Source organism: Mesorhizobium sp. B2-4-14, from assembly GCF_006442155.1.
Lineage (GTDB): Bacteria > Pseudomonadota > Alphaproteobacteria > Rhizobiales > Rhizobiaceae > Mesorhizobium.
Genome location: NZ_VFVA01000036.1, coordinates 1 through 14,785, shown reverse-complemented (window position 1 = coordinate 14,785; position 14,785 = coordinate 1). Strand labels below are relative to the sequence as shown.

At 64.3% G+C, this 14,785-nt stretch carries 12 protein-coding genes; 6 read left to right on the top strand and 6 right to left on the bottom strand.

Annotated features, from left to right (window positions below; translation table 11 throughout):
• Nucleotides 1-49: 49 nt before the first annotated feature.
• Nucleotides 50-1,027, top strand: coding sequence for a LysR substrate-binding domain-containing protein (locus FJ938_RS24275; protein ID WP_140698192.1), 978 nt, complete (start codon nt 50-52; stop codon nt 1,025-1,027).
• Here the strand turns inward: FJ938_RS24275 and FJ938_RS24270 are convergent, their stop codons facing one another.
• On the bottom strand, nt 1,028-1,504 hold the full coding sequence (locus FJ938_RS24270; RefSeq protein WP_140610868.1) for an Lrp/AsnC family transcriptional regulator: 477 nt from the start codon (nt 1,502-1,504) through the stop codon (nt 1,028-1,030).
• A gap of 224 nt (nt 1,505-1,728) precedes the next feature.
• Between FJ938_RS24270 and FJ938_RS24265 the strand changes: the two genes are divergently transcribed.
• Nucleotides 1,729-3,054 (top strand): FAD-binding oxidoreductase, encoded by a 1,326-nt coding sequence (locus FJ938_RS24265; RefSeq protein ID WP_140698190.1) that lies wholly within the window; start codon nt 1,729-1,731, stop codon nt 3,052-3,054.
• A gap of 46 nt (nt 3,055-3,100) precedes the next feature.
• Here FJ938_RS24265 and FJ938_RS24260 read toward each other — a convergent pair whose 3' ends face one another.
• From FJ938_RS24260 to FJ938_RS24240, 5 genes are all read right to left on the bottom strand, one after another.
• Nucleotides 3,101-4,468 (bottom strand): FAD/NAD(P)-binding oxidoreductase, encoded by a 1,368-nt coding sequence (locus tag FJ938_RS24260; protein WP_140698187.1) that lies wholly within the window; start codon nt 4,466-4,468, stop codon nt 3,101-3,103.
• Nucleotides 4,465-4,767, bottom strand: a complete 303-nt coding sequence (locus FJ938_RS24255; RefSeq protein WP_140698185.1) for a (2Fe-2S)-binding protein — start codon at nt 4,765-4,767, stop codon at nt 4,465-4,467. Before FJ938_RS24255 ends, FJ938_RS24260 begins: the two co-directional genes overlap by 4 nt.
• Nucleotides 4,764-6,749: a hydantoinase B/oxoprolinase family protein gene (locus tag FJ938_RS24250; RefSeq protein WP_140698182.1), complete on the bottom strand. Its 1,986-nt coding sequence runs from the start codon at nt 6,747-6,749 to the stop codon at nt 4,764-4,766. The genes FJ938_RS24255 and FJ938_RS24250 overlap by 4 nt, the downstream gene beginning before the upstream one ends.
• A 4-nt stretch (nt 6,750-6,753) precedes the next feature.
• The gene (locus FJ938_RS24245) at nt 6,754-8,832 is read right to left on the bottom strand and encodes a hydantoinase/oxoprolinase family protein (RefSeq protein WP_140698180.1); all 2,079 of its coding nucleotides are present in this window, start codon (nt 8,830-8,832) and stop codon (nt 6,754-6,756) included.
• An 89-nt stretch (nt 8,833-8,921) separates the two neighbouring features.
• Nucleotides 8,922-9,827 carry a LysR family transcriptional regulator gene (locus FJ938_RS24240; RefSeq protein WP_140698178.1) on the bottom strand — a complete coding sequence of 302 codons (906 nt, stop codon included), beginning with the start codon at nt 9,825-9,827 and terminating at the stop codon, nt 8,922-8,924.
• Nucleotides 9,828-10,040: 213 nt separating this feature from the next.
• Between FJ938_RS24240 and FJ938_RS24235 the strand changes: the two genes are divergently transcribed.
• The 4 genes from FJ938_RS24235 (at nt 10,041) to FJ938_RS24220 (ending at nt 14,737) form a co-directional block, all read left to right on the top strand.
• Nucleotides 10,041-11,159 (top strand): FAD-binding oxidoreductase, encoded by a 1,119-nt coding sequence (locus tag FJ938_RS24235; protein WP_140698176.1) that lies wholly within the window; start codon nt 10,041-10,043, stop codon nt 11,157-11,159.
• A 525-nt stretch (nt 11,160-11,684) separates the two neighbouring features.
• Entirely contained in the window at nt 11,685-12,653 is a 969-nt protein-coding gene (locus tag FJ938_RS24230; protein WP_140698175.1) for a helix-turn-helix domain-containing protein, read from the top strand.
• Between the two features lie 135 nt (nt 12,654-12,788).
• Nucleotides 12,789-14,306, top strand: coding sequence for an aldehyde dehydrogenase (gene adh, locus FJ938_RS24225; protein ID WP_140698173.1), 1,518 nt, complete (start codon nt 12,789-12,791; stop codon nt 14,304-14,306).
• Between the two features lie 80 nt (nt 14,307-14,386).
• Nucleotides 14,387-14,737, top strand: coding sequence for a DUF779 domain-containing protein (locus FJ938_RS24220; protein ID WP_140698283.1), 351 nt, complete (start codon nt 14,387-14,389; stop codon nt 14,735-14,737).
• Nucleotides 14,738-14,785 lie beyond the last annotated feature (48 nt).

The following is a 14,785-nucleotide window of genomic DNA, read 5'->3' as shown; positions in this document are numbered from 1 at the left end:
GAGGCCGGAGAAAGCTTGAAAATTGTTAGGGTGGCTATACGGTGGGCGTATGGCCGGTTTCGCAAAACTCATCCCTTCCGCGCGCGGATTGCTCGTTTTCGAAGCTGCTGTCCGCTCCGGCAGTTTCACCGCCGCCGCGCGCGAATTCAATGTCACGCAACCATCGGTCAGCCGCAGCATCGCCCAGCTCGAGGCCGATTTTGGGGTCGCGCTTTTCACGCGCAGTCCAGCGGGATTGGCCCCGACCGCAGAAGGGCGTGCGCTCTATTCGGCCGTGCGGGAGGGATTTGACGGCATCGAGGAGGTGATCCGGAGAATGAAGCAGAGCGGTGCCGCAAAGCCGGTGGTTACTCTCTCCCTTTCGAGTTCTCTGGCAACATATTGGTTCCTTCCCAGGTTAGGAGCTTTCAACACGAGGTTTCCTGATGTGGACCTGAGGTTCGAACTGATCGCGGGCGTTCTGAGAGGCCCCGCCGAGAATGTCGACCTTGCCACGAGGATCCTGTCGGACGACGACACCCACTATCACCGCTGGGCGTTCTCGCCGGAAATCATTGTTCCGGTATGCAGCCCATCCTATTTGTCAGCCCACGGTCTGTTGATGCATGCCGGGACTGGTGAGGGCCATGTCCTGCTGCATCTCACGGACGCCAAGGAGCAGTGGCTGGACGCCTGGGGCAACGTGGCCAACCGCACGACCAGCAGGGCAAAGTGGCTCGAATTCTCGGACTACGCGGTCGTGCTTCAGGCCGCGATGAATGGGGAAGGCGTGGCGCTCGGCTGGCTCAGCAACGTCTCAAGGGCGTTGCTTCAGGGAACCCTTGTCCCAGCTTCGGACCGGCAGATCAACACGGGCCGGATCCACCAGCTGATTGCACCGCGCTCACGGCCGGTACGACCGATCGTTTCTGACATCCGCGCCTGGATGATCGCCGAGATGCAAGCCGAATTGAAAGCACTGCACCCGATTTGCGGACTGACATCTTGTAGCGAGGCGACCAATGCAGTGCGGCACGGCAGCCGCTGACTACATCGGAAACAGGCTGGGCAGCGGCATGTGCGCCTTGACGATGGGAGACTTCAGCACCACGAAGCTGAAATACTTGTCGATACCGATATCCATATCGGTCAGCCGCTCCATGATCGTCTGGTACTCGCCGATGCCGGCGGTCACGAATTTAATCAGGTAGTCGTAGCCGCCCGAGACGAGATGGCATTCGATGACCTGGTCGATCTTCTCCACCACGGCGAGAAAGCGGGCGAAGTCCACCTGGCGATGGTTCCTCAGGGTGACCTCAGTGAACACGGTCAGCATCTGGCCGAGTTTGCCGATATTGATCTGCGCGGAATAGCCTTCGATATAGCCTTCCGACTGGAGTTTCTTGACCCGCATGAGGCACGGGCTCGGCGACAGATGCACCAACTCGGCCAGCTCTACATTGGTGACGCGGCCGTTCTTCTGCAGTTCGTGCAGAATCTTGATGTCGATCCGATCCAGTTTCATGGCCGTCTCCGAACAACGCAAGCCACAGCACAAAATGCTGCCGTGCCAACAACCATCGACACTACCACAGCCCGTATGCCTGTCCATCCGAACGAACACTGCTTTGAAACGCAGGGACTTCCGATTTCCACGGGCTCGTCGGAATAAAATTCTGCTTCGCCTTCAACTGCAGCAGCGGCTGCCTGCGCAACGCGATAGATTGGAACGTCAAATGAGAGAGGATCATGCGCGCGCCGCTGCAGCAAATCGAGACATCCGGCGAACTGCCGCAATCCGCGGACGCGGTGGTAATCGGCGGCGGTATTGTTGGCGTCTTTGCGGCTTATTACCTGGCGGGGCGCGGCATGAAGGTTGCGCTCATCGAAAAGGGGCGCATCGGCGCCGAGCAGTCCTCCCGGAACTGGGGATGGTGCCGCCAGCAGAATCGCGACGCCCGCGAACTGCCGATGGCGACACGAAGCCTCGATCTGTGGGAGCGTTTTGCGGCAAACACCGGGGAGGACACCGGCTTTCGCCGCTGCGGCCTGCTCTACCTCAGCAATGACAAGGCGGAACTGGCCGGGTGGGCGCGCTGGCGCGACTTTGCCAGAACGGCTGGCGTCACGACGCACATGCTCGACGGCGCCGAGGCCAGCGGGCGGGGCGGCGCCACAGGCCGGACGTGGAAGGGCGGCGTCTTCTCGCCGACCGACGGCACCGCCGATCCGTCGCAAGCCGCGCCCGCGGTCGCTCGTGCCATCCTGAAGCTCGCAGGCACAGTGCACCAGAATTGCGCCGCACGCGGCATCGAGACCGAGGGCGGACGCCTGAGCGCCGTGGTCACCGAAAAAGGGACGATCCGCACGAAGGTGGCGGTCCTGGCCGGCGGCGCCTGGGCCTCCTCCTTTTGCCATCAGTTCGGCTTCCGCTTCCCGCAGGCCTCGGTCCGCTCCTCCATCCTGTCCGTGTCGCCCGGGGCGGAGGGCCTTCCGGATGCGCTGCACACGGCACGGATCTCGGTTACACGTCGCGGCAACGGCGGCTATACGCTCGCCATAAGCGGTCGCGGACGCGTGGATGTCACGCCGCAGCAACTGCGCTTCTCCTCGCAGTTCGTGCCGATGTTCCTGAAGCGGTGGCGCAGCCTCGCGCCCGGCGGCCTGCAGGGTGTGCGTTCTGGGCACGAAACGCTTCAGCTTTGGCGGCTCGACCAACCGACGCCGATGGAGCGCATGCGCATTCTCGATCCGGCGCCGGACCAGGCGACCATCCGCCTGACCCATGCCCGTGCGCTTGAGTTGCTGCCGGCGCTGCGCAAGACGACGATCAGCGCGGCCTGGGCCGGTTACATCGACAGCACGCCGGACGGCGTGCCCGCCATCGGCGAGATCCCTACCCTTCCGGGTTTCTTCCTGGCTGCCGGATTTTCGGGGCACGGCTTCGGCATCGGGCCTGGCGCTGGACACCTCGTCGCCGATCTGGTGGCCGGGTCGGAACCGACCGTCGATGCGACACCCTACGATCCGCGCCGCTTCGACGCTTCGGCCTGGGGCAAGGTCGCCGACTTCTGAGAGGCGATTCATGCCCGTCCCCAAAGCCGTGGCTTTAGCAATCGCATCAGCTTTCCCGAAGAAAGGCGCCGATCGGCGCTGGTCGGACAGGCGCCTGCCCGCGAAACCGGCCGACGGCGTCGGGCTTGCAACCGGCCTTCGCCGCGACGAGTTCGACGGCGGCCAGTTGGCAGTAACGCCCCTGGCAGCGCCCCATTCCGACGCGCGAAAGCGATTTCACCCTGTTGGCCTCGCCGCCGCCGGCATCCGCGCTCTCGCGCACGGCGCCCGCGCTCACATTCTCGCAGCGGCAGACGATCGCGTCCTCGGGCAGTGCCCGCACCATCTCGGACGGCCAGGGAAACGCGCAAGCCAGACCGCGGGCAAAGCGCTCGAGCCGCGCAAGCTTGTGCAGATCGGCCTTGGCGGACGGCGCCGGACGTCCGAGATCGGCAAGGCACGCGGCCGCGGCAAGGCACCCAGCAATCTCCGCGCCGTCCGCCCCGAGGAGACGGACCCCATCGCCGGCTAGATAGACCCCATTGCCGGCCCGACCCATCCCATCGATCTTTGGCAGCCATTGCCGCCACTGTTCGTCATAGGTGAAGGCGCATCCTGCCAGGTCGGCGAGATGCGTCTCGGCCCGCAAATGCCAGCCAATGCCCACCATGTCGCATGAAGTTGCGCGCTGCCTTCCGCCAGCGTCGCGCCAGCGCACCGCCGCCACGCCCGACCCGTCGGTCTCGATCCGTTCGAGCGTCACGCCCGCATGATAACGGCCACCAAGCCGCGCCCGCATAACCAAGCCGCGCAACGCGACGACTGGCCGAGCGGCAAGCTCCCACAGCCCTCGTAGTTGCTGGCGCCAGGGAGAGGTGTCGAGCACCGCCGGCACATGGGCGCCGGCCTTGACGAGTTGGGCGCCAACCAGGGTCAGCAAAGGCCCGGATCCCATCAGGACGATCCGTCGCCCGAGTGCCACGCCCTGTGCCTTCAGCGCGATCTGCGCCGCGCCGAGGCTGTAGACGCCGGCGCTCTGCCAGCCGGGGACGGGAGCGACGCGGTCGGATGCGCCAGTGGCAAGGATCAGACGGTCATAGAAAATCACCTGGACGCCGCTCTCCCCCAGAACATGCAGACGACCCTCGTGCACGGCAATGACCGAGTTTCCCGCGCAATGGGTAAGCCGCCCCTCTGCGGACAGCTGATCGAAGAGCGAATGCAGCGCGCGCGCCTTCTGCGCCTCCGACCCGTAGAGCTGCTGCGGGGGGCGGGTAAACCCGGCAGGCGGGCGACGATAGATCTGCCCGCCCGCGCGCTGCCCCTCGTCGATCACGATCGGATGGAGGCCAGCATCAACCAGCGTCGCCGCAGCCCTTATACCCGCGGGGCCTGCACCCACGATCACGATCCGCGGCGAGGCAAGATCGCTCACGGCCAGTTCTCCGGCGGCGTCGTGCGCAGCCGCATGCCCTCGGCAATCAGGGTTGTGCACGCGCGCAGACGCGGTCCCTCCTCTTGCCAAACCCAGCAGTCCTGGCAGGCGCCCATCAGGCAGAAACCGGCGCGCGGCTCCGATCCGAACTCGGAATTCCGCAAGGCGTGTCCTGATGCCAGCATGGCGGTCAGCACGGTGTCGCCCGCGAGCGTGCCGCGCATCTCACCGGCGAGAAGGAAATGCACCTCTGCCCGGTCGCGCTCCGCCAGCCGGACGATGCGGCCGGGCGTGATCATTCCGCGGCCTCTCGCACCGGGCGAGGACGCGGCAGTTCGGGGAAGCGTTCGCAGACCGCATCGAAGGCCGCCTGAACGCCCTCCGGCCCGGCGCGTCCCTTCATGCGCCGGAAGATTTCTGTCTTGGCGAAGAAACGCCAATGGATCGGCAAGGCATCCAACAGAGCGTGGAGCCGATCATAGGAGGCCGGCGTCCACTGTGCTTCGTAGCCGTCGCGCTCCGGACCGAAATGGAAATGGCCGGCAGGGGGCCCGTGCCGTGCGCGCTGCTGCGTCGTCGCCTGCTCGTCGACCTCGCCGCCGCGCAGGACGACGCCGTAATCGCGCTCGGCCGCTGCCGCCGAGACATAGCCGCGCCGCACGTCCTGCGCCACCTGCCACGGCTCGCGCTGATACGGATCGCCACGCCCACCGCCCCCAGCGGAGCGTATCTCGAGCATGTCCCCTGGCTGCAGGACCGCCGTGTCGATATTGCCCAGCCGCCGCTCGTGCTCAGTCCCGGGATTGACGATCATGTCCGACAGGCCGGCCGCCCTGCCGCCCAGTACGCCCCAGGGACGGAAAACGCTGCGGTCGCGGTTGCGTGCTGTAATCCTGGAGTCGGGGGCGAAGACGCGGAAGGCCATTTCGGTCGCCAGGCCGCCGCGCCAGTGGCCCGCACCGCCGCTGTCCCTGGCGAGCCCGTATTTCACGAATTCGACCGGGGTTTCGGTTTCGGTGATCTCGATCGGCGTGTTCTTGAGATAGGCGGCATCCGCGCCCGATCCGTTGGTCCCATCGCGATGCGGCATCGCGCCGCCGCCACCCACCACGGGGTTCACCGCCGCGATAACGGTCCGGCTGGTGCGCTCATTCGTGGTCATGACGTTGACGATGCAGTTGTTGCCGGCAGGTGCTGCGGGCAGCCGCTCTGGCACGACCTGCGAGAAAGCGCCGAAGATAACCGAGCGTAGCCGGGCGCAGGTAAGCGAGCGCATGCCGACGGCGGCGGGATGGACCGGATTGAGCACCGAACCCAGGGGCGTGATGCAAGTAAACGGCCGGGTGAGACCCGTGTTGAGCAGGATCTTCGGGTTCAGCGTGTAGAGCACATAGTAGACGCCTACCAGCAGCATGGTGTGGCGCGGGTCGCCACCCGAGGGCACGTTGAGCGAGGAGCCGAGCTGCGGATCGGAGCCGGTGAAGTCGAGCACCGCCTCGTCGCCCCTGATCGTCAGCGTCAGCTTCAGCCGGCAAGGATTGGCTTCGACCGAATCCTCGTCGGCATAGTCGGCGAACTCCCATGTGCCGTCGGGCATGGAGCGGAGCACGTCACGCGCCTGCGCCTCCGCGTGATCGAGAAGCGCGGCGACGCCTTCGACGAAGCCGGCCCTGCTGAACTTCTTCACCATCGCCTGGATCTTGCGCTCGCCGGTGTTGAGTGCGCCGACCAGCGCCTTGATGTCGCCGATGTTGAGGTCGGGCTTGCGCACATTGGTGCTCATGATGCGCAGGATGGTTTCGTCGAAGACGCCCTCCTTCACCAGCTTCATGGGCGGAAAGCGGATGCCTTCCTGGTGGATTTCGGTCAGCGCCCGGCTGAGCGAGGCCGGCACCGCCCCGCCCATGTCGGTGTTGTGGATGTGTCCGCCGGTCCAGGCGACGATCTCCCCGTCGACGAAGACCGGCTTCCACAGATGCGTATCGGGCGCATGCGTGGCGACGTGGCCGGAATAGGGATCGTTGGTGAAGGCAACATCTCCCGGCCGGTAGTCGCTGACCATCGCGATCGCGCGGTGGTACGAAAGCCCCGGATACCAGGTGGCACCGAGTTCCATCGGCACAGCGAAGGTCGCGCCCGTGGTGTCCATCAGCATCACCGTGAAGTCCTGCGTCTCCTTGACGAAGGCGGAGTGCGCGGTGCGGTGGAGCGTGTGGGCCATGTTTTCGGCCGCCGCGCGGGCATGGTTCGCCAGAACCTGCAGGTTTGTGCGGTCAAACATGGCGTCACTCCGGGAAGGTCAGCAGAAGGTTGAGATGGCGGTCGACCCGTGCCTGCGCTCCCGCGGGGATTGCAAACGTTGTATCTTCCTGAACGACCACGGCAGGCCCATGGAACGTGCTGCCAGGCACGAGGGTCTGCCGGTCGTGAAGGTCGACGGTCTCGACGCCGAGGCCCGTATAGACCGCGAGCCGTCGTGCCGGATTGGCCGGGGCGTCGACCGCATCGGTTTGCGGGAAGGAAAGTTTCGGCCCCGCGCCTATGGCGGACAGCCGGATGTTCACAAGCTCAATGTCGCCGTCCGGATCGTGAAAATCGTAGAGCTGCTGATGGGTGAGGTGAAAAGCCTGCGCGATGGCGGCCATATCGCCATCCGCCAGCCATTGCGGCGAAAGGACGACTTCGATCTCATAGCTCTGCCCGACATAGCGCATGTCGCAGAAGAGATTGAGTTCCGCGGCCGCATTATGCCCCTGCGCTGCGAGCCAATGACGGCCCTCGCCCGCAAGCGCGTCGAAGGCCTCGCGAATTGCCGGCAGCGACGCGTCCGATAACGGGCTGAAGACGGTCCGGATGAAATCTCCGCGCAGATCCGCCACCAGCCCACCCAGGGCCGACACCACGCCGGGGCGGCGCGGCGCCATGACGCGTTTCATACCAAGTTCGCGGGCAAGGAAGGCGCCGAGCATCGGGCCGCCGCCGCCGAACGGCATGAGCGTGAATTCGCGCAGGTCCACGCCGGCGCGCGAGGCGAGTTTCTCGACCTCGACGAACATTTCCGACACCGCGATGTCCAGGATCGCCTGCGCGGTCTGCTCCACCGGGCGGCCGAGCCGGGCGGCAAGGTCACCGACCGTGCGATACGCCAGCCGGGGATCGATGCGAAGCTGTCCATAGGCCATCTCGCTGTGACCGAGCCAACCGCACACCACCATGGCGTCCGTCACTGTCGCCCGCTCGCCGCCCCGGCCATAGCATGCCGGCCCAGGTGTCGATCCAGCCGATTCCGGCCCGACGCGCAGTACACCCTGGGCGTCGACACCGGCGATAGAGCCGCCGCCGATGCCGATCGAGCTCACCGACACGGAGGGGATATGGAGCGGGAATTCGCCGATCAGCTCGCCGGTGCCGAATTGCGCCTTGCCGCCGATGATGAGCGCGAAGTCGGCCGAGGTCCCGCCGATGTCCAGGGTAAGAACCTTGTCCTCGCCAGCCTGGCGCGCCAGCCACGAGGCGCCGATCACTCCTGAGGCCGTCCCCGACAAGAGCATGTTCACGCAGGCGCGCTTGCCTTCCGCAGCGTTCATCAGCCCGCCGTTCGACTTCGTCAGCATCGGGCGCGCCGGTACACCGCGGCTCTTCAGCCGCTCTTCCAGCGCCGTCAGATAGCCCGAGACGCGCGGATGGACATAGCCATTGAGAATGGCGGTCGAGCTGCGCTCGTATTCGCGGATGACAGGCCAGACCTCGGCGGAGGTGAAGACGAACAGGTCGGGCGCAAGGCGCGTGATCGCCGCCTTGACGGCAGCTTCCTGCGCAGCATTGCGCCAAGCATGAAGGAAGGAGATGATGATCCCTTGCGCGCCGTTCAATTTCGCCGCAGTGACCGCGCTTTCCACCGCCGCCATGTCCGGCGCTCTGGTCTCGCTCCCGTCGGCGCGCATGCGAGCTGGAATGCCGAAGACCATGTCACGCGAGATCAGCGGATCCGGCCGCGAGCAGAACAGTGAATACATGTCCGGCATGCGAAGCCGCGCCAGTTCGATGACATCCTCGAAGCCGGCATTGGTGAACAGCGCGAGCGGCGCGCCCCTGCGCTGGATGATCGTGTTGATGCCGACGGTCGTGCCGTGTACGAAGCGCGTCATGCGGACTGGATCGAAGCCTTCGCGCTCGGCCAGAAGGGCAAGACCCGTCATCAGTTCGGCGCCGGGATCCTCTGGCGTCGTCAGCACCTTCAGCGAAGCGACGCGTCCGGAGTTTACTTCGAGCGCGCAGAAATCGATGAATGTTCCGCCAATGTCGACGCCGACCTTCCAGTCAGCCTCTTTCAGCGCCTCATTCGCCGCGATCGTACCGTCCATGATGCGTCCCTTCCTGTCCGCCGACCAAGACTGGCACGAGCGGACGGTCAGGGTCCAAGATGGATGACGAGCAAAGATATAAGCCTTGCTTATGCATTGGCACGATGTTCGCCGAGGATGACCGAACAGGCCGCACGGATTTCGTCGCGCATCATCTCGTCGGCCCGCGACAGCCCCCGTGTGCGCGAGGTGAGCAACGCGATCGGAAATTCCGGCCCTTCGACCAGCGGCCTGACGGCAAGCCCGGCAAACTGGTGCCATGGCAGCAGCGCGTCGACCAAGGCGATGCCGAGACCGGCCTGGACGAAGCCGACCGCGGAAATGGAGACGTCGATCTCGAGCGATGGCGAGAGCGTGACGCCCTGCGCGCGGCCGGCGTGGGCCAGTTCGTCAGCGGGACGGGTATTTCCGCGATAGGATATCAACTCCTCTCCGACGAGATCAGCGAGTATCAGCTCGGTTTTCCTGGTCAACGCATGCCCGGCGGGCAGCAGGCAAGCGAAGCCTACGCTTCCGATCACTTCGGCCTCGATGTCGGGAGGCAGGCGGTCGTCCATGGCCACGCCGAGGCTGGCATCGCCGGCGCGCAGCATGTCGACGATCGCGGCGATCGGCGCCATATGGGAGCGCAGCAGAATATCGGGATGCTGCGCCCGGAATTTGGTAAATGCGCGCGGCAATATCGCCATCGCCGGCGGCGGCGAGGCCGCGACCCTCACCAAGCCGGTCCGACCGAGACGCAGGTCGGTGGTCTTGCGGCGCAAACCCTCCAGTCCCGCCGACAGCCTTTCGGCATCGGCGAATATCTCGAGCGCCTCCGGGGTCGGCCGCAGCCGGCCCTTGACGCGCTCGAACAGCGTGAAGCCGAGCTCGTCCTCAGTGTGGAGCAAGATTTGGCTGAGCGCAGGCTGGGAGATGTTCAGCATCCGCGCCGCAGCGGTCACGGTGCCCGCCCGCATGACTGAGATAAACACTTCGAGCTGCCGCGCCCGCATTGCCACTCCATAGGTAAAACTTATGGCTCTTGTCCAAACCCATCTTTGACGCAATGCCGCCGGGCGGACAAGATCGGCATGTTCAAGGATATCCGCTCTGGGCTAAATCAGGATGAAGTTTGGCTGAATCGTCATCCTGATTTAGCTCTTCGTTGGAGCAGATCTTTTCCGAAACCGGTTCCCACTTTCGGAATCATGCTCTGAGAAACGACTATGGATGTGATCGTGCTAGGCGGCGGATTGATGGGGACGGCTTCGGCCTATTTTCTTGCCGGGCGCGGCGCGCGCGTGACGTTGATCGAGCGCAATCGGATCGGCACGGGGGCAACCGTCGCTTCCTTCGGCAATATCCGGCGCACCGGGCGCCATCTGTCCCAGCTTCCGCTGGCCCACCGCTCGCTCAGTCTGTGGGGCGAGGCCGAGAAAATGCTCGGCCGCGACGTGGAATTCCGCGCCACCGGCCATGTCCGGCTGATCTTCGATGAAGGCGGTCTCGCCGACATGCGCGCCTATGCTCAAGCCGCGCGGCCCTGGGGGCTTGAACTGGAAGAACTTGGACAGAGTGAGATTCGCGCCCGATTTCCCGGCCTCGGTCCCGACGCGATCGCGGCCTCGTTCTCGCCCCGCGACGGCAGCGGCAATCCGCGGCTGATCGCGCCGGCCTTCGCCGAAGCCGCGCGCAAGCTGGGCGCGGAAATTGTTGAGGGAGCTGAAGTCCAGACGATCAAGCATACGGATTCCGGCTTCCTTGTCGCCACTGGAAAGGGCACATTCGACGCCGAATGCCTGCTCAATACCGCCGGCGCATGGGGCGCGCGCATCGCCGCGCAGTTCGGTGAGGAGGTGCCGCTCGACGCCCGTGGCCCGCAGATGGGCGTGACCGAGCCGCTGCCGCATCGGATCTTGCCGGTGGTGGGCATCTGGACGCGCGACAAGGACCATGGCGCCTATCTGCGCCAGGTCGAGCGGGGCAACATCGTCTTCGGCGGCGCGGCCGAAAGGGTGCCGGTGGACCTCGATCCTGGCCATGCGGCCGCCGATCCGATGCGACTTCCGGTGCAGTTGCGTGCTGTCGCGCGGCTGCTGCCGGCAATCACGCGGGTTGCAGTCATCCGCACCTGGTCCGGATGCGAAGGCTATGTGCGGGACATGCTGCCGGTCATGGGACGCTCGGCAACGACGCCAGGGTTGTTTCACGCTTTCGGCTTCAGCGGACACGGCTTCCAGCTCGGCCCCGGCGTTGGTGACGCCATGGCCCAACTGATCGTGACCGACCGTTGCGAGATACCGATCGACGATTTCAGGATCAATCGCTTCAGCCGCGCAGCCTAATGAAGCGAACCGACCAGGGTTGGCCTCCCCGAAGCAATTAGCAATGGTCTTTTTTAGGAAACACCAGAGCTTACCGCAACGGGCGATATGAGGCGCGCAAAGCCGCCATTCGCTAGAAGATAAAGGCGATCGGCGAGTGGCGGACCGGCTTCTTGAATCGACTTTGGCGAACTATCCCGTAAGCCATTGATAAATAACGATAATGGTGGGCCCGGAGGACGTGTTCAAACTTTTGATTTAATTGAGTTTTTCGTGGGCCGTTTTCAAAACTCCTCCCGCACTACTCCGCATGGTTCTGCACGGCATCGTACAGTCAAATCTAGTCGAGATCGCGCCGACAACTTGTCCCCGTGCAGCCAGCAATGATTTGCGCCGGATCAAATTCCGCCTGGATGCCGTATGGTACAAACTAGTCCCTTCGACGAATTGACAGGTCGATGGCGGACTTGGGAAACACTCAAGGCATATCGTGAGCAAGGCCAACCGGACAGGCAAAAGGGAAAGTTGCGAAGGCGGGAGAACGGCGTGAACGGGCAATCAGCCGGCCATCATGAAGACCGCGTCCAGACAGCAGTCAATTCCGACGCGGCGGCGAAATCGGCATTGGTCGCATCGTGGCAGCGATCATCGAAGCTGCATCGGCTCGATCCGGGCGAGCGCAAATCGCCCAAGCGTCTGACGGATGCCGAGTTCAGAAAGGCCAAGCAGAACGTCGAACCGCTGCAGATGGCGGCGCAGTCCAGCCTCGACAGGCTCTATCTTGCGGTGGGCGGGGTTGGCTGCTGCGTGCTGCTGGCCGACCGCGATGGGGTGCCGGTGGATCGCCGCGGCGCTGATTGCGACGATGAGACCTTCAAGAGTTGGGGGCTTTGGCTAGGCTCGATCTGGAGCGAGGAGAGCGAAGGCACCAATGGCATCGGAACCTGCCTAGCCGAGCGTCGTGCGCTGACGATCCATCGCGATCAGCATTTCTATGCGCGCAACACGTTACTGAGCTGCACGACAGCACCGGTCTACGATCACGAAGGCAATTTGGCAGCGGCGCTCGACATTTCGTCCTGTCGCGCCGATCTCACCGAGGCATTCACGAACCTGATCTCGATCGCCGTCGCGGACGCCGCGCGGCGCATCGAGGCTGAGAACTTCCGTCGAGCATTCCCGCGGGCTCGCGTGCTTCTCCTTCCGGAAGCGAATAGTGGGCTGGGCGGGTTGATCGCGATCGATTCCGACGATCTCGTTGTGGGAGCGACGCGCTCGGCGCGGATCGCATTGGGCATTTCCCAGGAATCGCTGGCACGAAGCTTGGCCGCAATGGACGTGTTGAGTGGCGCCGAAGGAATGGAAGGCAGCCTCGACCGGGCCGAGCGCGCTGCTCTTCAGAGAGCCCTCGCTCATACCTCGGGCAACATTTCAGCAGCCGCCGAGGCGCTCGGAATTAGCCGCGCGACACTGCATCGCAAGCTGAAGCGCTTCGAATTGAGGCGCGCGCACTGAGCTTGCCGACACAACTGTCTCAGTTCTGCGACACTCGCACGCAAGACCAGGTTTCAGCGGCCTGACAATCAGCCCACACACAAGCATATGTCCTCCACGCGCCGCATCCCGCGGCGTCTGCTTTGGGAGGAAGATGTGAACAAGGTTGAATTCTCACGCTCGGTCAAGGCGCCCTTCAACAGGCGCTATGGCAATTTTATTGGCGGCAAATGGGTCGAGCCACGCTCCGGCCACTATTTCGAAAACTTCTCGCCGGTAAATGGTCAGTTGCTATGCGAAGTCGCGCGCTCGGACGCTCAGGACATTGAGGCCGCCCTCGACGCGGCGCACGCGGCCAAGGACGCCTGGGCGCGCACCAGCGTGGCCGAGCGGTCGCTCATCCTCAACCGCATCGCCGATCGCATGGAGGAGAACCTCGATCTGCTGGCGTGCGCCGAAACTTGGGATAACGGCAAGCCGATCCGCGAAACCACCGCGGCCGACCTGCCGCTTGCCATTGACCATTTCCGCTATTTCGCCGGCGCCCTGCGCGGCCAGGAAGGCAGCCTTTCCCAGATCGACGACGACACCGTTGCCTACCACTTCCATGAGCCGCTCGGCGTGGTTGGTCAGATCATCCCGTGGAACTTTCCGCTGCTGATGGCATGCTGGAAGCTTGCCCCCGCGCTTGCGGCCGGCAATTGCGTCGTGCTGAAGCCTGCCGAGCAGACGCCAGCCGCCATCTTGCTCTGGGCCGATCTTGTCGGCGACCTGCTGCCGGCGGGCGTGCTCAACATCGTCAACGGCTTCGGCCTCGAGGCCGGCAAGCCGCTCGCGTCCTCGCCGCGTATTGCCAAGATCGCGTTTACCGGCGAGACCACGACGGGCAGGCTTATCATGCAGTATGCCAGCCAGAACCTCATTCCCGTCACGCTCGAACTGGGCGGGAAGTCGCCCAACATCTTCTTCAAGGATGTCGTCGCCGAGGACGACGATTTCTTCGACAAGGCGATCGAGGGCTTCGTCATGTTCGCGCTGAACCAGGGCGAGGTCTGTACCTGCCCGAGCCGCGCCCTCATCCATGAATCGATCTATGACAGGTTCATGGAGCGTGCTCTCAAGCGCGTCGAGGCGATCGTGCAGGGCGATCCGCTCGACCCGGCCACGATGATAGGGGCGCAGGCCTCGTCCGAGCAGTTGGAAAAGATCCTGTCCTACATCGACATCGGCCGCCAGGAAGGCGCCGAGGTGCTGGCAGGCGGCGCGCGCAATGTCCTGCCTGGCGATCTGGCGGGCGGCTATTACGTCAAGCCTACCGTGTTCAAGGGCCACAACAAGATGCGCATCTTCCAGGAGGAGATCTTTGGGCCGGTGGTCTCGGTGACGACCTTCAAGGACGACGATAACGCGCTGTCGATCGCCAACGACACGCTCTACGGCCTCGGCGCCGGCATCTGGACGCGCGACGGCAACCGGGCCTACCGCTTCGGCCGGGCGATCCAGGCGGGCCGCGTCTGGACCAATTGCTACCACGCCTATCCGGCGCACGCTGCGTTCGGTGGCTACAAGCAGTCCGGCATCGGCCGCGAGACGCACAAGATGATGCTCGACCACTATCAGCAGACCAAGAACATGCTGGTCAGCTACAGCCCGAAGAAGCTCGGCTTCTTCTGATAGCCTCCGAGATACACTGAACAGAGGGCGCGGCTTGCCGCGCCCTCTCGCCAAACATCAGGGACGAGATCGTGGACAAGATGTCGCTGGGCAAAGTGTCCGCCACGCCGGAGGCCGAGGCGCTGCTTGCCGAGATCATCGCCGATCACGGCCCGGTGCTGTTTCACCAGTCCGGCGGCTGCTGTGACGGGTCTTCGCCGATGTGCTATCCGCGCGGCGATTTCATCATCGGCGACAATGATGTCAGGCTGGGCGAAATCGGCGACACGCCGGTCTATATCAGCGCCTCACAGTATCAGGCATGGAAACACACCGATCTCATCATCGACGTCGTGCCCGGTCGCGGCGGAATGTTCTCGCTCGACAACGGGCGGGAGAAGCGGTTCCTGACGCGGTCGATGATTTGTAATGTTGAGCCAGGAGCCAGCTGATCTGCCGGCCTGCGGGTTTTTCCGGAGCGCCGGCCCCTGAGGCGACAT